General features: G+C 38.4%; 13 protein-coding genes. 5 read left to right on the forward strand and 8 right to left on the reverse strand.

Annotated elements, in window-relative coordinates:
- Nucleotides 1–12: 12 nt before the first annotated feature.
- Nucleotides 13–648 carry a peptidoglycan-binding protein LysM gene (locus ACIQ2L_RS12260; RefSeq protein WP_396159203.1) on the forward strand — a complete coding sequence of 212 codons (636 nt, stop codon included), beginning with the start codon at nucleotides 13–15 and terminating at the stop codon, nucleotides 646–648.
- Here ACIQ2L_RS12260 and ACIQ2L_RS12265 read toward each other — a convergent pair whose 3' ends face one another.
- From ACIQ2L_RS12265 to dnaA, 3 genes are read right to left on the reverse strand one after another with little or no spacing between them, the layout of a single operon-like run.
- Nucleotides 649–1,371 carry an SAM-dependent methyltransferase gene (locus ACIQ2L_RS12265; protein WP_396159205.1) on the reverse strand — a complete coding sequence of 241 codons (723 nt, stop codon included), beginning with the start codon at nucleotides 1,369–1,371 and terminating at the stop codon, nucleotides 649–651. It lies immediately after the preceding gene.
- On the reverse strand, nucleotides 1,368–1,835 hold the full coding sequence (locus tag ACIQ2L_RS12270; protein ID WP_396159207.1) for a low molecular weight protein-tyrosine-phosphatase: 468 nt from the start codon (nucleotides 1,833–1,835) through the stop codon (nucleotides 1,368–1,370). The genes ACIQ2L_RS12265 and ACIQ2L_RS12270 overlap by 4 nt, the downstream gene beginning before the upstream one ends.
- Before the next feature lie 41 nt (nucleotides 1,836–1,876).
- Nucleotides 1,877–3,304, reverse strand: coding sequence for a chromosomal replication initiator protein DnaA (dnaA, locus tag ACIQ2L_RS12275; RefSeq protein ID WP_236460469.1), 1,428 nt, complete (start codon nucleotides 3,302–3,304; stop codon nucleotides 1,877–1,879).
- Between the two features lie 188 nt (nucleotides 3,305–3,492).
- Here dnaA and ACIQ2L_RS12280 point away from each other — a divergent pair, with 188 nt between their 5' ends.
- Nucleotides 3,493–3,891, forward strand: a complete 399-nt coding sequence (locus tag ACIQ2L_RS12280; RefSeq protein WP_396159209.1) for an acyl-CoA thioesterase — start codon at nucleotides 3,493–3,495, stop codon at nucleotides 3,889–3,891.
- Between the two features lie 3 nt (nucleotides 3,892–3,894).
- On the opposite strand, the gene ACIQ2L_RS12285 is transcribed toward ACIQ2L_RS12280, so the two are convergent.
- Genes ACIQ2L_RS12285 through ribD form a run of 3 tightly spaced genes read right to left on the reverse strand, consistent with a single transcriptional unit; the run spans nucleotide 3,895 to nucleotide 6,147 of the window.
- The gene (locus tag ACIQ2L_RS12285; protein ID WP_396159211.1) at nucleotides 3,895–4,503 is read right to left on the reverse strand and encodes an IMPACT family protein; all 609 of its coding nucleotides are present in this window, start codon (nucleotides 4,501–4,503) and stop codon (nucleotides 3,895–3,897) included.
- Between the two features lie 2 nt (nucleotides 4,504–4,505).
- On the reverse strand, nucleotides 4,506–5,114 hold the full coding sequence (locus ACIQ2L_RS12290; RefSeq protein ID WP_396159214.1) for an HAD family hydrolase: 609 nt from the start codon (nucleotides 5,112–5,114) through the stop codon (nucleotides 4,506–4,508).
- A complete protein-coding gene (ribD, locus tag ACIQ2L_RS12295) occupies nucleotides 5,107–6,147 on the reverse strand; it encodes a bifunctional diaminohydroxyphosphoribosylaminopyrimidine deaminase/5-amino-6-(5-phosphoribosylamino)uracil reductase RibD (protein WP_396159232.1) in 1,041 nt (346 codons plus the stop codon). Before ribD ends, ACIQ2L_RS12290 begins: the two co-directional genes overlap by 8 nt.
- Before the next feature lie 28 nt (nucleotides 6,148–6,175).
- Between ribD and ACIQ2L_RS12300 the strand changes: the two genes are divergently transcribed.
- Together ACIQ2L_RS12300 and prmC are read left to right on the forward strand one after the other, a co-directional pair.
- Entirely contained in the window at nucleotides 6,176–6,676 is a 501-nt protein-coding gene (locus ACIQ2L_RS12300) for a GNAT family N-acetyltransferase (RefSeq protein ID WP_396159216.1), read from the forward strand.
- A gap of 6 nt (nucleotides 6,677–6,682) precedes the next feature.
- Complete coding sequence (gene prmC / locus ACIQ2L_RS12305) at nucleotides 6,683–7,585, forward strand: peptide chain release factor N(5)-glutamine methyltransferase (protein WP_396159218.1); 903 nt, start codon at nucleotides 6,683–6,685, stop codon at nucleotides 7,583–7,585.
- On the opposite strand, the gene ACIQ2L_RS12310 is transcribed toward prmC, so the two are convergent.
- Nucleotides 7,560–8,810, reverse strand: a complete 1,251-nt coding sequence (locus tag ACIQ2L_RS12310; RefSeq protein ID WP_396159220.1) for an ABC transporter permease — start codon at nucleotides 8,808–8,810, stop codon at nucleotides 7,560–7,562. The two genes, prmC and ACIQ2L_RS12310, sit on opposite strands and share 26 nt — an antisense overlap.
- Nucleotides 8,811–8,985: 175 nt before the next feature.
- Between ACIQ2L_RS12310 and hisS the strand changes: the two genes are divergently transcribed.
- Nucleotides 8,986–10,347 carry a histidine--tRNA ligase gene (hisS, locus tag ACIQ2L_RS12315; RefSeq protein WP_396159222.1) on the forward strand — a complete coding sequence of 454 codons (1,362 nt, stop codon included), beginning with the start codon at nucleotides 8,986–8,988 and terminating at the stop codon, nucleotides 10,345–10,347.
- An 84-nt stretch (nucleotides 10,348–10,431) separates the two neighbouring features.
- Here the strand turns inward: hisS and ACIQ2L_RS12320 are convergent, their stop codons facing one another.
- Nucleotides 10,432–23,049 (reverse strand): BspA family leucine-rich repeat surface protein, encoded by a 12,618-nt coding sequence (locus tag ACIQ2L_RS12320; RefSeq protein WP_396159224.1) that lies wholly within the window; start codon nucleotides 23,047–23,049, stop codon nucleotides 10,432–10,434.
- Nucleotides 23,050–23,454: the final 405 nt, after the last annotated feature.

Raw genomic sequence — 23,454 nt, forward strand, 5'->3', positions numbered from 1 at the left:
AAATAACTCTAAATGTTAAAGAAAAGTATATTTTATATTTCAATCCTACTAACTGTAGCGTTCATAAGCTCAGGTTTTAAACCTTATAATTCCCAAATCAACAACGGATTTCGTGTTGATGAAAACGAAGAACTATCCTATGTTTTTCCTTCACCTAATTACATCGACTACGCATCTCTTAAGATTCCATTCATTGGAAAATATTTTATTGGCTTTAAAGAAGCTATTGCTCACAAAGAATCTCAAGGTAAATACACTAAAATAAATACTTTGGGTTATTTAGGCAAATACCAATTTGGAGTGGAAACACTAAAATCAATTGGTATCAAAGATAGTGTTGGATTTATGAACAGTCCTAAACTTCAAGAAAAAGCATTTGTTGCTTTGCTCTCAAAAAACAAATATGAACTTCAAGATTATATTGATTATTTTGAAGGAAAAATTGTTGATGGCGTTAAAATTACAGAATCGGGAATATTGGCTGCAGCTCATTTAGGTGGTGCAGGTTCAGTTAAGCGTTTTCTGAACTCTAATGGAGAACGAAAATGTAAAGATGAATACGGAACTTCAGTTAAAACCTATATGCGTGATTTTGGAGGTTTTGAAACCAAAGGAATTATAGCGATCAAAAACGCTAAAGTGCAATAATCACATTTTATGAATAATAAAGATAGTAGGTCGGTTGTGTAAATCGACCTTTGTTTTTTTCCAGTCTGCCACTCGTAAAGTTTTTATAAATTCTGTTGGTAAAGTGATATCGGTTGCAATACAAAGATGCGTATTGGGTTGTAACGCTTGTAATAAATCTTCAAATAAGGTATTGTTTCGATATGGAGTTTCAATAAAAATTTGAGATTGATTTTTGGTACTCGACAAGTTTTCATAGTTTTTTAAAGCCGCCTTTTTTTCACCCTTATCAATAGGAAGGTAGCCATTAAAAGCAAAACTTTGCCCATTCATTCCTGAACCCATCATGGCCAATAGGATAGAAGATGGACCAACTAAAGGAACAACTTGGATGCCTTTTTCGTGTGCAATTTTTACAATGACCGCACCTGGGTCTGCGACGCCTGGGCAGCCAGCTTCACTCATTAGACCTATATTTAAACCGTTTAAACAAGGAGCTATCATTGCGTTGTATTCGGAAATTTCAGTTCGTTTGTTAAGTGAAGATAACCGTAGACTTGACTGTACTTTCTCGGGATGAATAGATTTGATGAATTTTCGAGCTGTTTTTTCATTTTCAACGATGTAATCGTCAATAAAATCGATGGCTCTTTTTACGGTTTGAGGTAAAACATCATGTGGGTTCATTTCTCCCAAGGTTGTTGGGATTAAGTAAAGTTTTCCTTTAAGTGTTACAGGTTTCATCTGTGTTTTTCCATCAGTTTATTAGACAGAATGTCGCAAGCTTCGTCAAGCATTTCATAAACCAAATCAAAACCATTTTGAAGTCCGTAATAAGGGTCGGGAACATCTACATTATCCCCTGGAAACAATTCATTTAGAATGAGTTGTACTTTATTTTTTTGTTCTTCATTTTTTGCCAATTCAATTACATCGTCATAATTGGTATTATCCATTACATATATATAATCAAAATCTTCAAAATCTTTTGGAGTAAATTGTCTTGCTTTTTGATACGATATATCGAGCCCGTGTTTTTGTGCTGTAAATACTGAACGTTGATCAGGTTGTTTACCAATATGGTAATTTCCTGTCCCTGCTGAATCTACGAAAAACGTATCTTTGGGAAGTTTGGATGCTAAAAGACTTTCTGCCAAAGGTGATCGGCAAATGTTTCCAAGACAAACCATTAAAATTTTAACAGGCATAATGTGTTTATTTCTAAACCGCAAACTTACTCAAAAAGGAATTATAGCGATAATTTTTTATGAATATCTTCTACAAATTTTTTGAATTGCTTATCAGTTGAAACCAAGTTGTCAACTGTTTTACAAGCATGTAATACTGTAGCGTGATCTCGGTCTCCAATTTGAGAACCGATGTTAGCTAAAGAGGACTTTGTAAATTTCTTTGCAAAGAACATAGCCAACTGACGCGCTTGTACTACGTGACGTTTTCTGGTTTTAGATTGCAGGGTGTCTATATCCAACTGAAAATAATCAGAAACTACTTTTTGAATATAGTCAATTGAAATTTCACGTTTTACATTTTTAACAAATTTCTCTACGACGCTTTTTGCCAAATCTAAAGTTACTTCTTTTTTGTTAAAAGATGACTGGGCTATTAGTGAAATTATTGCGCCTTCTAATTCTCTAACATTTGATTTAATGTTACGAGCGACATATTCTATAATTTCATCAGGCATTTCAACACCATCACGATATAAAATATTTTTTAAGATAGAGATTCTAGTTTCGTAATCGGGTTGGTGTAATTCTGCAGATAATCCCCATTTGAAACGAGACAACAAACGTTGCTCAATGTCTTGCATGTCCACAGGAGCTTTATCTGAAGTAAGAATTACTTGTTTGCCATTCTGATGCAAATAATTAAATATGTGAAAGAAAACATCTTGCGTACCTGTTTTTCCGGAAAGGAACTGTACGTCATCAATAATTAATACATCAATTAACTGGTAGAAATGGATGAAATCATTTCTATTATTTTTTTTAACAGAGTCAATATACTGTTGCGTAAACACTTCCGCTGAGATATATAAAACTGTTTTTTCTGGATATTTATCTTTTATTTCAACTCCAATAGCATGAGCTAAGTGTGTTTTCCCTAATCCAACCCCACCAAAAATTAATAACGGATTGAAAGAAGTTCCGCCGGGCTTGTTGGCAACCGCCATACCTGCAGATCGTGCTAAACGGTTTGAATCACCTTCGAGGAAGTTGTCAAAACTATAGTTAGGGTTTAGTTGCGACTCAATTTTTAAGTTTCTAATTCCTGGAATTACAAATGGATTTTTTAATTCGGGATTCAGATTTTTAAAAGGAGCGTCAACGTCTTGAGATTTTATTGGACTGCGGTGCGCACTTGGCAATTGTTCCGTAAACGGTTGTTTGTTGCCATAAGTGTTTTCCATTTTGATTTTATACAGTAACTTTGCATTTTTACCAAGTTCTTTAGTTAGTGCAACTTTTAAAAGTTTTACATAATGTTCTTCGAGCCATTCATAAAAGAATTTGCTTGGAACCTGAATATAAAGAGCATTATCTGTTAGTTCAACTGATTTAATCGGTTCAAACCAAGTTTTAAAAGCTTGCTCTTGAATATTGTCTTTTATAAATAACAGACAGTTTTCCCACACCGATTGCGCAGTTTTACTCATATTTGGTTTAAAATTATTGTAATTATGTATTAGGTTTTGACTCTAAAAAAACAATGAATGTTTTACTTTTTTTCGGGGTAACAAATATGTGAATAAATTTCGTTAAAAAAAATTAAAATGGCATTGATTTTTAAAAAAAAATGTTGTAAAGAGGTGTTTTAATTTTATATAAATAGCAAAAAAATCTGATGAAAGAACATCAAATTCAATTTAGAGTACGGTACTCAGAAACCGATCAAATGAGTGTGGTTTATCATGGCAATTACGTGCCTTATTTTGAGATGGGACGCGTAGAATGGCTTAGAAACAAAGGGATTTCGTATAAATCTTTGGAAGAAAGTGGAATAGCTTTACCGATAGTTTCTATGACTATAAATTACAAAAAACCAGCGCGTTATGACGACTTACTTACAGTGATTACCAAATTCAAAGGGCATTCATCAGTTAAGATAGAATTTGATTATGAAATTCGTAATGAAAACAACGAGTTGTTAACAACTGCCCATTTTATCTTGGTTTTTGTAGATATAAATACAGGAAAAGCTATGCATCCACCTCAGTATATTTTAGATATATTGAAAGACTAAGAGTTATTGCCTTTTTATGTCAACTTCAAATGAATTAGTAAAAATGTCAAAAATTATTTCGGCATTTTTTTTTCGAATACTAATTTCAATTTGACAGTTTTCACTCATATTTTGTGAAACAATGTTTAGATTTTTTTCTTTTATAATCCGCATTACCCTATTCATGTTTTTGTAATCAAAGCTAATTTGGAAATGAACGTCAATTGTTTTTTCAATGATTTCAGTTTCATCCAATGTCATTTGTGCCGCGGTTTTATAAGCTGAAATTAACCCACCAACCCCCAATTTTATGCCACCAAAAAAGCGAACAACAACGATTAATATATTGGTTAACCCAAAAGATTGAATTTGTCCATATATAGGCATTCCCGCTGAATTGCTGGGCTCACCATCATCATTTGTACGATAATATACTGTTTCCGTCCCAATTTGATAAGCATAACAAAAATGACCTGCATGAGCGTGTTGCTTTCGTAAGTCGTGTAAATGAGATTTAACTTCCTCTTCGGTGGTTATTGGAAAGGCATAGCCAAAAAATTTACTATTTTTTTCCTTAAAAAGAATTTCTGTCGAAGCAAGTCCAATAGTTTTAAAAGAATCATTTATTTCCAAAACTATAATGGCAATTGTTTTTGATCAAACAAATCGACAACATCTTCCTTGCCTACTTGTAAATTCCAAACATGAAGTCCAAGTGATTCAGCCACATCAGTATTGTCTTTTTTGTCATCAATAAATAAGGTTCTTTTTGGAAACAAATCATGTTTTCGAATCAAAGTGGCAAATATTTCAGGGTCTGGTTTTCTCATCCCCATTTCGTAAGAATAATATACTTTTTCAAAACAACGATAAAAATCACTATAGAATGACATTCCAACTTTATGTTCAAAACAATCAATGTGAATAGCATCCGTATTGGTCAAAAGAAATAAGCGGTATTTGCTCGATAATAATTGTAAAAACTCAAGTCGATAAAGAGGGAAATCACCTATGGAGGCATTCCATGCCTTTCTAACTTCTTCAATATGAGCATCTGGAATGTATTTCAAAAAAGTTTCAATAAATTGAAGTTCTGTTATTTTTCCTTTTTCAAACAAATCATTATGAGCCAACAAATCTTCATTTGGGCCATGTAAACCTAATTTTTTAAACGCTTCAATTGATGCCTCTTTTTCAAGGTTGATAAAAACATCTCCAAAATCGAAAATAATAGTGTTAATCATGATTGAAATAAAGTTTAAGTTCGTCATCCTTTTCATTTTTTGTTTGGAAACTTCCTTTTAAAACAGGTGCAGTAAGGCCATTTTTCAAATGAATATTCCCAACAAAAACTCTAGCTTCATCCCAAAGATTATCATCTATAAAACTTTGTAGCGTTTGTTTCCCACCTTCGATTACTACAGACTGAACGCCATATTTGTTTAAAATATGGCTAATGCTTTTGGTTAGCTGGATATCAAAGATAGCTTTTTCATAAATACAATTTTCACTAAATGTTAAATTTTCTTGCTCCGTTATGATAATGGTTTTTATTTTTTTGTCTTTTACATTATGGTGATTCGTTATTTTTCCAGTTTTGTCTAAAACGACCCGAATGGGGTTTTCTCCTGTCCAATCTCGAACATCTAATTTTGGATTATCGTCTAAAATAGTGTTCGTACCAACCAAAATCGCTTGTTCTTCGCTGCGCCATTTGTGAACCAATTGTCTCGAAAAGACATTTGAAATCCAAACAGGCTCTTTCTTTTCTTTCGCTAATGGAGCTATAAATCCATCCTGACTTTCGGCCCATTTTAATATGATATAAGGGCGTTTTTTGTTGTGGAAAGTGAAGAATCTTTTGTTTAATTCAGCGCACTCTTTTTCGAGGATACCTACGGTAACATTTGCTCCGTTTTCCAACAATTTTTTAATGCCAGTTCCAGCTACTTTATTGTTGGGGTCTACAGTTCCGATAACCACACGCGGAATTTTATGTTCACTAATTAAATCACAACATGGAGGTGTTTTTCCGAAATGACTACAAGGTTCAAGTGAAACATAAATTGTTGATTTTGATAGTAGAGATTTATCTTTTACCGCATGTATTGCATTAACTTCAGCATGTGGTCCGCCTGCTTTTAGATGCCAACCTTCGCCAATAATTTTATTATCATATACAATCACACTGCCAACTAACGGGTTTGGGTAGGTCGTTCCCAAACCATTTTTAGCCAATTCTATACAGCGATTTATATATTTTTCATGTATCTTCACCACACAAAAATAGGATATTAGTTTTAGAATGGACAGTATACTCATCAGAGAAATCCAAAAGGGAGATAATGTTCAAATTGCAGCTGTAATTCGGGAAGTTTTTATCACGGATGATTATCCCAAAACGGGAACTGCTTTTGCGGATACCCAATTGGATTTTATGTTTGAAGCGTATGACAAGCCAAAAGCAGTCTATTTTGTTGTTGAGGATAACGGGCGAATCATTGGCGGAGCAGGAGTGAGTCAACTAGAAAATTCAGATGAAAATATTTGTGAATTGCAAAAAATGTATTTTCTGCAAGAAGCTAGAGGAAAAGGATTTGGCTATCAAATGATACAAATGTGTTTGGGTAAAGCTACTGAATTTGGGTATTTTAAATGCTATCTCGAAACGTTACCCGAAATGCTAACAGCACAATATTTATATAAAAAAGCAGGTTTTGAATATCTTTGTGAGCCAATAGGAAATACAGGCCACACTACTTGTCCTGTTTGGATGATAAAAGAATTGACCATTGATAATGAATAATTGATAATGCTACTTAAAAATTACAAAACCACTTTTCATAAGGAGCTTTCTTCGCTATACGACGAACATGAAATTGATAGTTTCTTCTATATAATCGTAGAGAAGTTAAATGGTTTAAAGCGAATAGATTTGGCGCTCAATCCCGAAAAAGTGCTAGATGGCATACATCTAAAAAAATGGAAGAGTATAGTTTTGGATCTAAAAACTCAAAAACCAATTCAATATATTTTAGGAGAAACGGAGTTTTATGGCGCACCATTTTTAGTAAATGAAAACACTTTAATCCCAAGACCAGAAACGGAAGAATTGGTGGAATTGATTATTAAACAAAATCCCAAATCCGAAATTCCACCCGAGCCGAAGGTGAACGGAGCGAAGCTAAATTCCAAATTAAAGATATTAGATATTGGCACTGGTTCCGGTTGTATTGCAATTTCTTTAGCGAAAAATATTTCAAATGCCGACGTTTTTGCTATCGATGTTTCGGAGGAAGCTTTGGTAATAGCCAAAATGAATGCGGCAATTAATAAAACAGACGTTACATTTTTGTTAGATAATATCTTAAAAATAGTTGATTTAGAGCAACAATTCGATATTATAGTTTCCAATCCGCCTTATGTCCGGAATATAGAAAAAGCTGAAATAAAACCGAATGTGTTAGCATACGAACCGCATTTAGCTTTGTTTGTGGATGATATGGATGCATTGCTTTTCTATAGAAAAATTGGACAACTTGCTAAGAAAAACCTCAATCCAAATGGGAAATTGTATTTTGAAATCAATCAATATCTAGGGAAAGAAACCGTTGAATTGCTTGAAGATTTAGGATTCAAGAATGTTGAATTGAAAAAAGATATTTATGGAAATGACCGAATGATTTCTGCTATTCATAGCGCAATGCTTCAATAGGATCAAGGCGTGAAGCTTTTATTGCCGGATACAAACCTGAAACTAAGGCAACGATAAAACTGGTTATAAAAGCGGCTATCATTGCGCCCCACGGAATTACAAAGTCCCACTTTGCGGCTATACAAATCCCATAACCAATTAAGATTCCGAAAATAATTCCGATAACACCACCTAATTGACCAATAGTTAACGTCTCAATAAAAAACTGCCAAGCAATGGTACTTTTTTTAGCACCTAGCGCTTTGCGAACACCAATTTCTCGCGTTCTTTCGGTTACAGAAACAATCATAATATTCATTAAGGCAATGGAAGAACCCAGTATGGTTATGATTCCCATAATCCAAGCAGAAGCACCCAAAACATCAGTAATACTCGCTATTCTATTCAGTAAATCATCACTTCTTGAAATTCCAAAATTATCTTCTTCCACTGGATTTAATTTCCTGATTTGACGCATCGTGATTATAGCGTTATCAATAGCAGCATCGAGTAATTCCGTTTTTTGAATCATCGTACTTAAAGAATAATTGATGTTGGGTTGCGAAAACAACGAACGTGCTACTTGAATCGGAATCATCACTCTTAAATCGCGGCTATTGCCAAAAGTGGATCCTTTTTCTTTTAATACGCCAATTACTTTAAATTTGGCACCGCGTATCGATAGTGTTTTACCAATTGGGTTGATGTCTTTCAATAATCCTTTGGAGGCAAAATCAGATCCTACAATGCAAGAATAGACATTATTAGAAATATCAAAAACAGTAAAGGTTCTTCCTTGAGTAACTTCTAACCCAGAGTTTGTCAGATAGTATTCATCAACTCCAAGAACAGATATTTCTGGGTCTGTTTTTTGGTTTTCAAATTTCACTTCAGCATTAGCCGTTGCCGTAAAAGACAAAGAAGTTTGTGTTGCTGGAAAACTGTATTTTTCTTTAAATGCTTTAGCTTCTGTGTAGGTAATGATAGGATTTATTTTTTCTATTTCATTTCCCCCATCTCCTCGTAGTGTATTTTTATACTGATTAATATTAAATGTATTCGAACCCATCGAAGCAAAACTGGAAGTTAGATTGTAATCTATTGCAGTTACTACGGTCAAAATTCCAACCAAAGCTGTAATTCCAATAGCAATAATAACAATAGTCAAAATGGTGCGAAGCAACTGTGTTCGTATCGAACCTAATGCAATTTTAATATTTTCTCTAAATACTCCGATTCGTAACATATGGCAAATTTGACACTAAATTACAGTTTTTGTTACAAGAATATTGACTTAGTTGTCGAAAATAGTTTTAAAAAGTAAGATATTTGCAAAATGATTTAGGATTTGGGATTTTCGATTTATGATTTTCCGAGTTATCCCAATTCCTGAATCCTTATTCCTAAATCCTTAATTAACAATGGCATCAAAACCAAGTATTCCCAAAGGAACAAGAGATTTTTCACCTGCTGAGGTTGCTAAGCGTAACTACATCATTTCGATTATGAGAACTCATTTTGAGAATTTTGGGTATCAACCCATAGAAACTCCTTCGTTTGAAAACTCGGATACTTTGATGGGAAAATATGGGGAAGAAGGCGATCGTTTGATTTTTAAGATATTGAATTCGGGTGATTACTTTGATAAGGTTCCATCGGAACAATTACAAAATATCAATTATAAACAATTAACTTCTAAGATATCAGAAAAAGCCCTGCGCTACGACTTAACGGTGCCGTTTGCGCGTTATGTAGTGCAGCACCAAAGTGAGATTGAATTTCCGTTTAAACGCTATCAAATTCAACCTGTTTGGCGTGCTGACCGTCCCCAAAAAGGAAGGTTCAGAGAGTTTTATCAGTGTGATGCCGATGTGGTAGGTTCCACCTCATTGTGGCAAGAAGTAGAGTTGGTACAATTATACGATTCAGTATTTACAGCACTAGGTTTGGAAGGTGTAACTATCAAAATCAATAATCGAAAAATTTTATCTGGAATTGCTGAAGTGATTGGTGCTTCGGATAAATTAATTGATTTTACAGTGGCTTTGGACAAATTGGACAAAATAGGTGAGGACGGCGTGAAGAAAGAAATGCTAGAGAAAGGAATTTCAGAGGTAGCTATACAGAAAGTGCAACCTTTGTTTCATTTCACAGGAACTATTCAAGAGAAAATCGATAAACTATCATCGTTACTTTCTTCTTCTGAAGAGGGAAAGAAAGGAATATATGAATTACAATTTATTTGCGATAACATCGCTAAATTGGGATTAAAAAAATCCATCTTTGATTTAGATGTTACCTTAGCGCGCGGCTTGAATTATTATACTGGAGCTATTTTTGAAGTGGCACCGCCAAATAGCGTATCGATGGGTTCTATTGGTGGTGGCGGTCGTTATGATGATTTGACTGGAATTTTCGGATTGAAGGACATGAGTGGTGTTGGGATTTCTTTTGGTTTGGATAGAATTTATTTGGTTTTAGAAGAGTTGAATTTATTCCCACTAACGGTTACTAATACTACCAAAGTTTTGTTTTTAAATTTTGGCGAAAGCCAAACTTTTGAAGCTATGAAAGCCATTACATTACTTCGAAATCAAAACATCAAAGCAGAGATGTATCCCGATAACGCTAAGATTGAAAAGCAATTTAAACATGCAGAGCGAAGAGGCATTCTATTTGTAGTGAAAGAAATTGTAGGATCGAGCTTTATGGTAAAAGACATTCAAACAGGAGAGCAAATGCAATTAAATAGTGAGGAACTCATTCATAAGTTCTCTGACTAATTTGACAAATGATATAAAATAAAAAATCCCCGAATGGGGATTTTTTTAAATGCAGTTTAGTGTCAAATAAAAAGCAAAATAGAATTATTTTTTAACCAAGATTTTTTTCGTGATTTCACCACCATCTGTAAATACTTTTACGATATACGTTCCTGCACTTACATCAGATACTTTTAGTTGAATATCGGCTTGGTTTTGGTTGTCAATTTTCCAATTAGTTACTTGCTGTCCTAATAAGTTGAATAATGAAACTGATTTTACAGTCACTTCTTGTAACACATTTTTAATAGTAATCATGTTATTTGATTGTGAATGTATGACTGCAATTCCGTGGTTTTCTTCATTGTCTGTTGTTCCAAGTGAAGATCCATTTGTAAATCGTAACGTAAATCGAGTATCATAAGTTCCCGCAGGAAGATTTACCTGATAAGGTTGTGATTTGATACTGTTGTACGTATTGGTCACATTATCGTGAATATAAATTTCTTGACTATCACTAAAGTTTTCTTTTCCATCAACTACGAAAGTAACATTACCAGAGGTTGCATTTTTAACACCAATTGGATATACGTTGTTTACATTGAAGAAACCATCACCATTGATATTTAATTTTTTTGCTCCGTTAATGAAATACATATCATTAGTCAGTGTTTCGATGCTAATTCCATCATAACCATTGTCATATCCGGCAGTTGCATATTGGTTCATAAAACCAAGTAATGTTTGTCTGTGGTAGTTATTCGTAGAATTGAATCCTAATCTTAATTTCATAAATTGCTCTTCAATATAGCTGTCTTGAGCGTTGTTCATTTCTGGATTAGAATCTGCTCTTACAGTTGGATTTGTTCCTTTAAACATGGTATATGAAGTAGCATCATCTTCTTTAACAAATAATCTTTGTCCGTTATTGAATGTAATCGTTCCACCAGTAGCCGAACCTGTAACGAAAAATCCTTGACTAACTGGAATAAATCGTTTAGGTGTTTTACTGCTCGAACCTATTCCGCTCACTCCAGACGGAGCTACTGGTGCAGTTCCACCCGTTTTTGTATAGGTTGCATACCCACCTTGATACTCAATAGTATTATGAGAGGTATTAGAGCTATAATGCTCCCATATGTATAACGTACCAGTGATACTTGTTATATTATCATCAATAAATTGATTTGCATCAATTGCTGATGGAAATGGATTACCACATAGGTTTAAGTTATTAGCCCCAACCGTTGAGGTAATCGTTCCGTTATTTGGCTTACCAATAAAGGCATAGTTTTGATTTGCAGTTGCTGCACTACTTCCTTTCATCGTAAATCCTTGACCTGCTAATAACGTTCCATTTTGTCCAACAGACGACCAGTTTGCATAGGTGTTGGATGAATTTTGGAATTTAAATATCCAATAGCTACTTAATGTGATTGGCGACGTAGCCGTACTATTAATACCCGTAGTCCATTGTAAATTTTGTGGTGAACTAGCATTGGTTCCGTCTCTCATAACTCCATTTACAGTAAATCCGTGATTAATTGTTGTACTGTTTATTGTACTCACCGGAGATGACCAATAATTATAGTTAAACATGTTCGACTGTCCTTGCTGGTCTCTTTCTATCGAACCAGTGCTTGTAGCATCAAGTTCAGAATCAGCGGTTTGAATTAATTGAGATTTTCCAACTAAGTCAATCTTACCATCTAGTTTCAAATACCAATCATTTTGAATTTTAGTGTCATTGGTCATATTAACCGTAACTCCTGAGTCAACTAACATTGCTAAATCAGTGCTATTTGCTGTTTCAGTAATATTATGTTTTACTTGAATAATCGAATAATCAAAATCCATTACATCCAAGCCACGAATGTCTTTTGAAGAATCGTCTATGGCAGTAGCGAAAGTACCCGTTGTTCTTGTTACAAAAGGAATCGGTGCTTCTTGTGCTTTGATTATTTTATGGTTATAAATTTTCATACCTGTTCCAGAATCTATTGATGCAGTTGTAACGTCGTCAACGATATCATCTTTATAGGCATCCATTCTGTAATTTCTTAACAAATTGGCGTAAGGTAGGGATTGAATGTCTTTAGGGACAATTGAACCACGCACTTGCGAGCCAGTATTTTGCACTTCTTGATATACCATTCTTTGGAATTGTAAGTCAGTCAAAGCCACATCAAATATTCTAACCTCGTCTATTTTTCCTTTGAAATAGTTTGAAGCAGCACTTGGGTTTTTACCTAAGGTCAATGCTGCAGAAGCAATATTTCCTGAAGCGGCACCACTAGCCACCATTACACCATTGAGGTATAATTTTACTGTTGAACCATCATATACGGCACCTACATGGTACCATTGAGAGGTGTTCAGCACAGCAGTGGCAAATGGCGCTACGGGAGTCGAGTAGGTTATAGTCGATCCATTCACGACCGCTTGTAGATTTCTACTGCTGTTGATTCTCAATTGGAAACCAGGTTGACCCGCAATTACTCCAGCGGCAGAGAAAGCACTATTCAAATCGACCCAAGCCATGATGGTTTCGTTAGCCAAAACACCAAGAGCAGTCGCATCTTGCCCGTAGTCATTTCGACCATCAAAATCTAAGTATAGTTTTCTATTCAAATCTCTTGGAGAACCTTTCACCGCGGTATTCGTGTCGAAAGCATCTAGTAAACCATCGTTATCTATATCTACTGTGCCATCTATTTTTCCGTCATTATTGATATCCAATGCACTATATAATGTTTCGGCGATGTCTTTTACACCGTCACTATTAGAATCGAGTTGCATATAATCTGGAGTTCCATTTACATCGGCATCTTGTGCGTAAGCTCTAGCTGTTGTTCCATAAGAAGCGGAATTATCATAAAGATTTAGTAAACCATCTCCATCACCGTCTAATCCGTCACCATTTCCATCTCCATTACTATCGCAATCTCCATTACTATCTCCGTCGCCATTAAATATGTTGGCTTCGTCTATATCAAATAACGCGTCGTTATCGCTATCTAAATCTCTGTAGTTAGGCACTCCATCTCCGTCTGTATCTGGTAAAAGGTACGTTCCTGCTGTAATCATCGCATCAATAAAATCATTAATTCCGTTGGCATTAGCATCAACCCAAGTGGCAGCGCTGCTTCTATCCATCGTTGATTTTCCGTTACTGTATGCCTTAAATCCGGCTTCTTCAATATCTGGAATTCCATCATTATCATCATCAATATCAAGAGTATCAGTCACGCCATCGCCATCTGAGTCAATACAGCATTCTAAGGTATCGATAATTCCATCGTTGTCATCGTCTCCATCGGCAGTATCTCCAACACCATCACCATCGGTATCTCTTGTTACCGTTATGGTGCCAGTTGCATTAACAGCACCACAACCACCAGTTAATGGTATACTATAGTTGAAAATCCCTACTACTGTTGGGGTACCACTAATGGTAATAGTATTACTAGCCCATGTTGCTGTAACACCAGTGGGTAATCCTGTTGCTGCACCAATACCTGTAGCACCACTAGTAGTATGCGTAATAGTGGTTAAAGCAGTATTGATGTTCACAGTGGGTGTTGATGAAGCCACTCCCGCTGTATTGGCTGGCGTAACTGTAATGATACCAGTTGCATTCACTGCACCACAACCGCCCGTTAATGGAATGCTGTAGTTGAAAGTGCCAGATGCTGTTGGTGTACCGATAATTGTAATTACATTAGCTGCCCATGATGCCGTTACACCTGATGGTAAACCGGTTGCAACGCCAATGCCTGTTGCTCCACTAGTAGTATGCGTAATGTTTGTTAAAACAGTATTGATGCACAAGGTTTGTGTAGAACTTGCTGCTCCTACAGCAAAAGGCGTATCACCTGTAATGGTCCATCCTTTAGCTCCAACCAAATTGGCTCTGGCAGCAGTGGCTTGTGGCCCATAAGTTCTACCAGTAGCACCAAGTGTTCTACCGGTTGGGCAACTTGGATTGGAATTCCACCCAACAAGAGTGGCGGAATAGTTGGAACAATCCATGCCGGAATTGTTTAGCATATTGCTCAAATTAACAGTGGCATTCAAGGTCCAGTTGCCTAGGTTTTGATTGAAGGCTGTGGCATTCAGAAACATATCACTCATATTGGTTACCGCCGCCGTATTCCAGCTGCCAATATTTTGGTTAAATGCAGAAGCAAGATAAAACATCTGTCTCATGTTGGTTACAGCCCCAGTATTCCAATTGCCTATATTTTGGTTGAAGGCAGTGGCTTGGAAAAACATAAAGCTCATGTCAGTAACAACCCCAGTATTCCAGTTATTGATGGTGCTACTTCCTCCATTATTAAATGTAATAGCAGAAGTAAACATCGAATTCATAGTGGTTACAGCTGAAGTAGTCCAACTTCCTATGTTTTGATTAAATACAGTAGCATTCTGAAACATACTATTCATAGTGGTTACAGCTGACGTATTCCAGCTGCCAATGTTTTGATTGAAGGAACTGGCTTGTTGAAACATCGAACTCATATTTGTTACCGCCCCAGTATTCCAACTTCCAATGTTTTGGTTAAAGGCTGCGGCTTCGCTAAACATCCTAGTCATATTGGTTACTGCTCCCGTATTCCAGCTGCCAATGTTTTGGTTAAAGGCTATGGCTACACGAAACATCTCAGCCATATTGGTTACCGCAGCCGTATTCCAGCTGCCAATGTTTTGATTGAAGAGTGTTGCTTGCTCAAACATCTCAACCATATTGGTTACAGCGCTAGTATTCCAGGAATTGATGTTAGTAGGACCATTTAGTGTTGCACATCTTTGAAACATTTGGTGCATGCTAGTGCACGAAGTTAGAACAGGAATATCCGAAGCGGTTATATTTAAGTTATTACAATCCCGAAATGCTTGTTCCATACTGGTCCATACCGTTGAGCCCCATTGTTCTACATCCAACAATCTGCTTCTATCTGCACCATTGTTGATGTTTATTCTCTGAAAATTGGTTGGGTAAATACCCAAACGTATGGTAGCACCCGTTGGCAAACCGGTAATGGTTAAGGTAGATCCTGAGAAGGAGCCCGAACCTGTTGCTGTACCTCCGGTTACTTGTTGCCAGTAGTAATTTACAGTACCACTGGTTGCAGTCCCAATACTTAATTGGGTAGCACCGCTACCTGCTGTAGCTAAATTCCAGCGGGTGATAAAGGCACCACAACTGGCGTTAGTCAATCCATTAACCGTAATCGTTCCAGTTGCATTTACTACTCCGCAACCACCTGTTAATGGAATGCTGTAGTTAAAGGTTCCGGACGCCATAGGTGTTCCTGAAATTGTAATCGTGTTACTTGCCCAAGCGGCACTAACGCCCGCCGGTAATCCTGTTGTGGCACCAATGCCGGTTGTCCCCACGGTAGTATGAGTTATATTTGGTATTGCACTGCCAATACAAACAGTTGGGTTAATGGATGGAGAAGTTACTGTTGCCAGGGCTATAGAATAATAAGCACTTTGATTACACTCTAGTATTTGTCTGTTTGCATCCGACAATACATTTGGGAAAATGATACACTCGGGGATATTACCATTAAAAGCACCATAGGGAGGTCCTGCCCCGATTTGCGTAGAAGCATAAACTAGGGTTTTAGGACTCGTTATTCCGGTTCTAACCAATGTAGCATTCTGGTAAATGGAAGGAGTCCTGTTGGAATAGATTACATCTACCAAGTTTAAACCTGTAACAGCTCCAGAATAAACTGCTGTTGGAGGCATATAGCTATTTCCATGTTCGTAATTCGAAATACCGTTTGTCCCAACAGATAGGCCCTGACCTCCATCATTACCACTTTGAGTAGCACCTAAAATATACCTTTGTCCGCCCATACCTGAAGTACCCGAATTGGCCTCAACGTCTATCTCATGGGTGTTTGTTGTACTTCCTAAAATAAAAATAGAAAAATTGTTGGTTACGGAATTGGAGAATGTTAAACTATCATCTACCCCATCCGTAAATAAAGATGGTTTTCCGTTCACTAAATCTATAACACCTGCATTAATGATACGTGGCTGACTGGCTGCGGTGGCATTACTTGCATTTTTCCATTGTCCACTTTGATCATACCAAATAGCTACAGTACCCGAATTGGCACCTATCCAGCTAGTTAGTGTGGTTGCTGTAGCTGGTCCACCACCGGCAAGACTTACCTGTGATGTCAATGATACAATTCCTGTTCCATCAAAATACACATCGCGCAACTCCCCATCACTACTTCTTCTTATTTGCACGGCAGGACCTGTATAAGTAGAACTCAACAAACGCATACTAAAGGCAACAGAAGAAGGCGTTGCTGCCGTCAAACCGGCATTATTCAATACATTACTATTTGTTATATATACCCTAAAAGGATAATTAGTACTTGCACCATTGCAATTATAAGTAACTGTTAATGTTCCTGAATAAAAAGAACCAGCCACCGGACCTACTGCAGGAACAGCTATTGATATTTGGCTGAATGGGAAGGATGCATTGGTAACGTTTACAAATCCTGCCGAAATAGCAGAAGCATTCCAGGTGATACTATAGTTAGTTATACTATTAGGGGAAGTGAAAGGCAAACTGCTACTGGTAGTGCCAAGCGGAATACGAGTTGTTTGACCTAGTGTTAGACTTGGGGCTGCAACGCTTACGCTATAAAATGATATTTGATTACATTCTAGTATTTGTCTGTTTGCATCCGACAATACATTTGGGAAAATGATACACTCGGGGATATTACCATTAAAAGCACCATAGGATCCTGCCCCGATTTGCGTAGAAGCATAAACTAGGGTTTTAGGACTCGTTATTCCGGTTCTAACCAATGTAGCATTCTGGTAAATGGAAGGAGTCCTGTTGGAATAGATTACATCTACCAAGTTTAAACCTGTAACAGCTCCAGAATAAACTGCTGTTGGAGGCATATAGCTATTTCCATGTTCGTAATTCGAAATACCGTTTGTCCCAACAGATAGGCCCTGACCTCCATCATTACCACTTTGAGTAGCACCTAAAATATACCTTTGTCCGCCCATACCTGAAGTACCCGAATTGGCCTCAACGTCTATCTCATGGGTGTTTGTTGTACTTCCTAAAATAAAAATAGAAAAATTGTTGGTTACGGAATTGGAGAATGTTAAACTATCATCTACCCCATCCGTAAATAAAGATGGTTTTCCGTTCACTAAATCTATAACACCTGCATTAATGATACGTGGCTGACTGGCTGCGGTGGCATTACTTGCATTTTTCCATTGTCCACTTTGATCATACCAAATAGCTACAGTACCCGAATTGGCACCTATCCAGCTAGTTAGTGTGGTTGCTGTAGCTGGTCCACCACCGGCAAGACTTACCTGTGATGTCAATGATACAATTCCTGTTCCATCAAAATACACATCGCGCAACTCCCCATCACTACTTCTTCTTATTTGCACGGCAGGACCTGTATAAGTAGAACTCAACAAACGCATACTAAAGGCAACAGAAGAAGGCGTTGCTGCCGTTAAACCGGCATTATTCAATACATTACTACCTGTTATAAATATATTAAAAGGATAGTTTGTAACGATTCCTGTACAAGTTGTTACTATAGTAAATGTTCCTGAATAAAAAGCTCCTGAAACGGGTCCACTTGCGGGAACAGCAATAGGTATTGAACCTACGGGAAAAGATGCATTGGTTACATTGACAAATCCTACAGCAGATGCTGCTGCGCTCCATGTTATATTATAGTTAATAATTCCAGTAGCATTTGAATAAGGTAAATTTACTGTTGTTGTTCCAACTGATATAGCTGGAGCCGAACCTAACGATAGGCTGGCTACATTCGAGTTGACTGTTATGGTTCCTGTTGCATTTACCACTCCACAACCTCCTGTTAATGGGATACTGTAGGGGAAACTACCAGAAACTGTAGGCGTGCCACTAATCGTAATGACATTACTTGCCCAGTTGGCTGTTACACCGGTTGGAAGCCCTGTTGGCGCTCCTATTCCAGTGGCTAGTGTAGTAGCGAACGTGATATTCGTTATAGGGGTATTGATACATACTGTAGGTGAGCTGGCTGCTGATCCTGCGGTATTGGTTACTGAGTTGGAAGTCACCCTAATGGTGCCGGTGGCATAGTCAATACCACACCCACCTGCTAAGCGTATGCTGTAGTTAAAAGTACCCATTTGTGTAGGTGTACCACTTATGGTGATGGTATTACTTGCCCAAGCTGCTGTTACACCAGCTGGTAATCCTAATATAATACTAATACCTGTAGCGCCCGTAGTTGTGTGCGTAATAGGTGTTAAAGGCGTGTTGATACATAAAGTGGGCGATGAAGAGGCAACAGAAACTGTATTGTCATTTACCGTAATGGTTCCTGTTGCATTAAACGGACAACCTCCCAATAAAGGAATGGAATAATTAAAAGTTCCGATATCAGTAGGTATACCGCTGATGGTAAGTACATTTGCTGCCCATGTGGCTGTTACTCCCGTAGGAAGCCCCGTTGCAGCTCCGATACCGGTAGCAACTGTAGTAGTTCTTGTAATGGTAGGCAAGATCGTGCTAACACATACGCTTGGGTTGCTGGCTGCAGTTACGGTTGGCTGGTTAACATTAACGGTTATAGCTCTGGTAACCGGGCTACAACTGCTGTTGCTAACCGTAACGGTATGCATGCCGGCGGCTGATATAGTAAAAGAAACCCCATTGGTAATGGCTTGCGGGCCCGACCATGTATAGCCGGTACCGCCGTTTCCAGTGAATACAACCGCGTCGCCAATACAGGCGCCCACCGTTTCTGCAATCTCTATTTTGCGTATTGTTCTTTGTTCTGTTACAAACAAATTACCAGATGGATCGGTGGCTAATCCCATAGGGCCCCGAAACCTTGCTGTAGCGCCTACACCATTGGCAAAACCATAAGTGCTGCCCGCCAATGTGCTTACTATACCTGCTGGGGTTATTCTGCGAATAGTGCTATTATCTGTATCAGATACATAAATGTTGCCAGCTGCATCTACAGCTATGCCTTGCATCCAACCAAAGCTGGCAAGCGATGCAAAACCATTGGTATTGCCCCAGTTTCCAGTGCCGGCTATGGTACTTACCATACCAGTAGGGGTAATTTTACGAATGACATAAGCATCATACACATATAAATTGCCGGCAGCATCTGAGCACATCTGGTCTATGTAATAAAAAGAAGCTGTCGCGCCCAGTCCATCGTCATTCCCTAATGCGCCACTGCCCGCAAAGTTGCTTACTATACCCGCCGGTGTAATTTTGCGAATCACATAATTGCCCTGATCGGCCACATAAAGATTACCTGCGGCATCGGTTGCCAAACCAGTAGGATAATTAAACGTGGCAGATACCGCTGGGCCGTTGGTGTTTCCTACAGCCCCGGTACCCGCGTAGGTAGTTACTACTCCATCCGCAGTTATTTTTCTGATAACATTATTCTCCAGATCAGACACAAATAAATTTCCAAATCGGTCCATAGCAATAGCATAGGGATAAGAGAATCGGGCGGCAGTGCCCGTAGCATTTACTAAACCTCGTACAGGAGTAGCCGAATTGGTGCCTGCAAAAGTAGTCACCACTCCGGCAGGGGTTATTTTACGTATATTGGCATTGCTCTGATCGGCTACATAAAGATTGCCAAGCGCATCGGCAACTGCTGAAGTAGGATTCCTAAACCTTGCAGCGGTTCCCGTACCATCGATATTCCCAAACGAGTTACCGGCAAGGGTACTTACCGTGCCAACGGCGGTAATGGGAAGCGAACTCGAAATATAAGGTTGGGTGGCATTGATGGTTATGGTACCGGTTGCCGACACAGTGCCGCAGCCACCTGATAAAGGAATGGCATAGTTAAAGGTCCCATACCCAACAGGTGTTCCGCTAATGGTAATAACATTGCCTGCCCAGGTTGCGTTTAAACCAGCGGGCAATCCTGTTGCCGTACCAATCCCAGTGGCTCCCGTAGTAGTATGTGTAATGTTGGGGAGCACTTGCCCTGCGCATATCGTTGGGCTGCTTGAAGCTGCTCCAGCAGTGTTGGCTGCACCAGAACTGTTCACATTAATGGTTCCTGTAGCGTTTACGGCGCCGCAACCACCTATGAGCGGAATACTATAAGTAAAAGTACCTGATGCTGTTGGCGTACCACTGATGGTGACCACATTATTGGCCCAGCTGGCGGAAACACCTGCCGGTAGCCCGGTTGCAGTACCAATGCCTGTTGCACCGGTGGTAGTGTGTGTAATAGGTGTTAATACTGATCCAACACAAAGGGTTGGTGTGCTCGAAGCTACACTAGCGGTATTAATGGTGCCGGTATTTGTTACGGTAATGGTGCCTGTTGCGTTTACAGCCCCACAGCCGCCTGTTAAAGGAATGGTATAATTAAAAGTGCCGGCCGCAGTTGGTGTACCGCTAATGGTAATGGTATTGTTGGAAAAAGCCGCCGAAACACCTGGGGGAAGATTGGTGGGTGAGCCGATGCCGGTTGCACCCGTTGTGGTATGGGTAATTGCAGACAGTACCGAATTTGTGCAAACCGTTGGCACAGCAGATGCGGCAGATACAGAATTTGTAACTACCGTAATCGTACCACCAAAATACAATGTATAAGTTCCAGAACAGGCGTTTGGATTGGCAAGAGTCAAAGGGACATAGCAATTGAATACGCCTACTTGGGTGGGTGTTCCACTCACGGTAACTAGATTATTCGAATAGGAGGCAGTGACACCAGGAGGCAAAAAAGGATTTGTAGCTCCCCAAACTGTAATATCAATACCGGTAATGCCGGTTGTGGCAAAGGTTATGGGTACTATAGGTGTATTAACACATACCGTTACAGGCGGGGAGGGTGGGCCAAGGGTTACTGATGTTGCTGATGTAACGGTGGTGTTATAATAATCGCCTTGATCCAATTCAGTATAATTGAAATTGCAGTCAGGGGCAACGGATAAAATGATGATTTCGGAAATATGCCCCGTCAAATAATTGCTAATGGCGCCATTATTATAACTAGCCCCAATCCCAAATGTGTTTTGCAACGCATAATTTGTTCCAGAAATAGCGGATGTGGCCATAGCAGCACCTTCTTTAAAACCAGAAACGGTGGTATTGTTGGCACCAAACGAAAGAATACGGGTAGTTCCATTTCCAGTTTGTGTGTTGTCGGAAACAGTAGAAAGGGTGCCAGGGGACACAGTAATACCAAACGATGCCGGTTTACTAGGTAAATCCGGTCTATCTCGAATTACAAAGCCCTGCGTACCATTATAATTGTTATCTATTAAAGTTTGAGAACTGCTTAAGGAAGTACCAACCGTTGTCCATTTGGCTACGATATTGGCTGTAAAACCAGAAAAGCCAGTTGTTGGAAACGGAGTGGGCGAGTTGCAAAGGAGAAAATCAGATCCCGCGAAGTAAACAGCGGGTTTTCCATTGGAGGTTTCGATTACACCGGCATTTACAATTCGGGGCTGAAGGAACACCGATGCTTGAGTGGCTTGTAAATTGCGGCCGCTTTGGTCGTACCAAATTCGCACAAAAGCACTCAATTTGGTTGACTTATATATTCTTCCATTGGTCGCAGAGGCAATCACATCGCCATTGGCCAACTGAGAGATACCAATGATACCAGCACCAGTAGCAACAAGCGAACCGGCATCCCACGTGCTTCCATTATTTGTAGAGCGGTAAATTTTATTTGCCGTATTATCTACAGCTACCACATGCCCGCTCGCCAATTGTGTTACTCCGTTTAAACTTGCGCCGGCAATCGTTGTACCTGCGTCCCAAGTGGCACCATTGTCAGTAGAACGATATATTTTGTTAGAGGTGTTTCCGGTAACGAGTATGGTACCGTTGGATAATTGTGTGATACCGCTTAAGCCAGCACCTGCCGCAACCAATACACCGGCATTCCAAGTAGCGCCATTATCAGTAGAACGATATACTATATTAGTTAAAGTGCCTAGTGCTAAAACATGACCGTTTGATAGTTGCGTTATGCCACTCAAACCTGCGCCTGCAGCGATGAGCGTACCAGCATCCCAAGAGGCACCATTATCGGTAGAGCGGTATACTTTATTGTCAAGATAGCCAGTGGCTACCAAATTACCATTTGCCAATTGTGTGATGCCCCTGATACCTGCACCCGAAGCAACTAAAACACCCGCGTCCCAGGTCAATCCATTATCCGTTGAGCGATGTATTCTGTTTGTATTGTATGAAGCAACCAATAGGTCTCCATTGGACAATTGTTTATTGTAGTATAAATTGGCTCCACTGATGGATACCCCTGCATCCCACACATTTCCTGCGTCGGTAAATGCTAGTAAGGAAGCGGTATCGAGATCGCGAGTTAATCCCCAATAGCTACTATACACAAAGCCAATATCTTTTAAAGCATTATCGCCGGTTCTACGAACCTGAACGGCGCTACCGTTATAAGTGCTGCTCAATCTTCGGAGACTATATCCCGAAGTTGGTACCTGATAATTGCCAGCCATATCCAAGTAGTTGAATTGGGCGCTTACTTCGGCAAAAGGAGTTAGTGATAACACTACAAACAGGCACTTAAGCATATTTGTTGTGATAGAAAATGAACTTTTTTTAGCTTGTTTTTTTTCTGTTAAGGAAAACGGCAAGTTTGATTTTTTCGATTTAAGTAATAATTGTTTCATAACTCTGGGGTTATTATGGTTTATTATTTAAATGAAGTGGTATGTGCTTCATTTGATTTTATTTGACAATTCAAAACTAGAATATTTTTAAATATAATCGATAAAAAGTAGAAAAAAATCGATGAAATGCATATTTTATGTTTTTTAATAAGTAAAAAACGTACAAATAATAAAAAAACTATGAAGAAAGGTATTTGGGTTTTTATTTGTAAATCAGTTCGTTAAGAAAAGGAGGGAAAGGTGAATAAAACTAAGAATGAAAAAAGGTCTGGAAATTTCCAAACCTTTTAGTTTATAGTATAATTAAATTTTTTTGTAGTAAGAAGTTATACCATTAGAATAATAAAAAACACTTACTTTTTGTTGATAGTAATCAATACATCAAATTACATTATTTGTCTAATT

It is taken from the genome of Flavobacterium sp. (genome assembly GCF_044369455.1).
Taxonomy (GTDB): Bacteria; Bacteroidota; Bacteroidia; order Flavobacteriales; family Flavobacteriaceae; genus Flavobacterium.

Excerpts from the sequence above, each read along its gene's own strand:
- ACIQ2L_RS12260 (WP_396159203.1), top strand. The coding sequence starts at position 13 with ATGTTAAAGAAAAGTATATTTTATATTTCAATCCTACTAACTGTAGCG.
- ACIQ2L_RS12265 (WP_396159205.1), bottom strand. The coding sequence starts at position 1,371 with ATGAAACCTGTAACACTTAAAGGAAAACTTTACTTAATCCCAACAACC.
- ACIQ2L_RS12270 (WP_396159207.1), bottom strand. The coding sequence starts at position 1,835 with ATGCCTGTTAAAATTTTAATGGTTTGTCTTGGAAACATTTGCCGATCA.
- dnaA (WP_236460469.1), bottom strand. The coding sequence starts at position 3,304 with ATGAGTAAAACTGCGCAATCGGTGTGGGAAAACTGTCTGTTATTTATA.
- ACIQ2L_RS12280 (WP_396159209.1), top strand. The coding sequence starts at position 3,493 with ATGAAAGAACATCAAATTCAATTTAGAGTACGGTACTCAGAAACCGAT.
- ACIQ2L_RS12290 (WP_396159214.1), bottom strand. The coding sequence starts at position 5,114 with ATGATTAACACTATTATTTTCGATTTTGGAGATGTTTTTATCAACCTT.
- ACIQ2L_RS12300 (WP_396159216.1), top strand. The coding sequence starts at position 6,176 with ATGGACAGTATACTCATCAGAGAAATCCAAAAGGGAGATAATGTTCAA.
- prmC (WP_396159218.1), top strand. The coding sequence starts at position 6,683 with ATGCTACTTAAAAATTACAAAACCACTTTTCATAAGGAGCTTTCTTCG.
- ACIQ2L_RS12310 (WP_396159220.1), bottom strand. The coding sequence starts at position 8,810 with ATGTTACGAATCGGAGTATTTAGAGAAAATATTAAAATTGCATTAGGT.
- hisS (WP_396159222.1), top strand. The coding sequence starts at position 8,986 with ATGGCATCAAAACCAAGTATTCCCAAAGGAACAAGAGATTTTTCACCT.
- ACIQ2L_RS12320 (WP_396159224.1), bottom strand. The coding sequence starts at position 23,049 with ATGAAACAATTATTACTTAAATCGAAAAAATCAAACTTGCCGTTTTCC.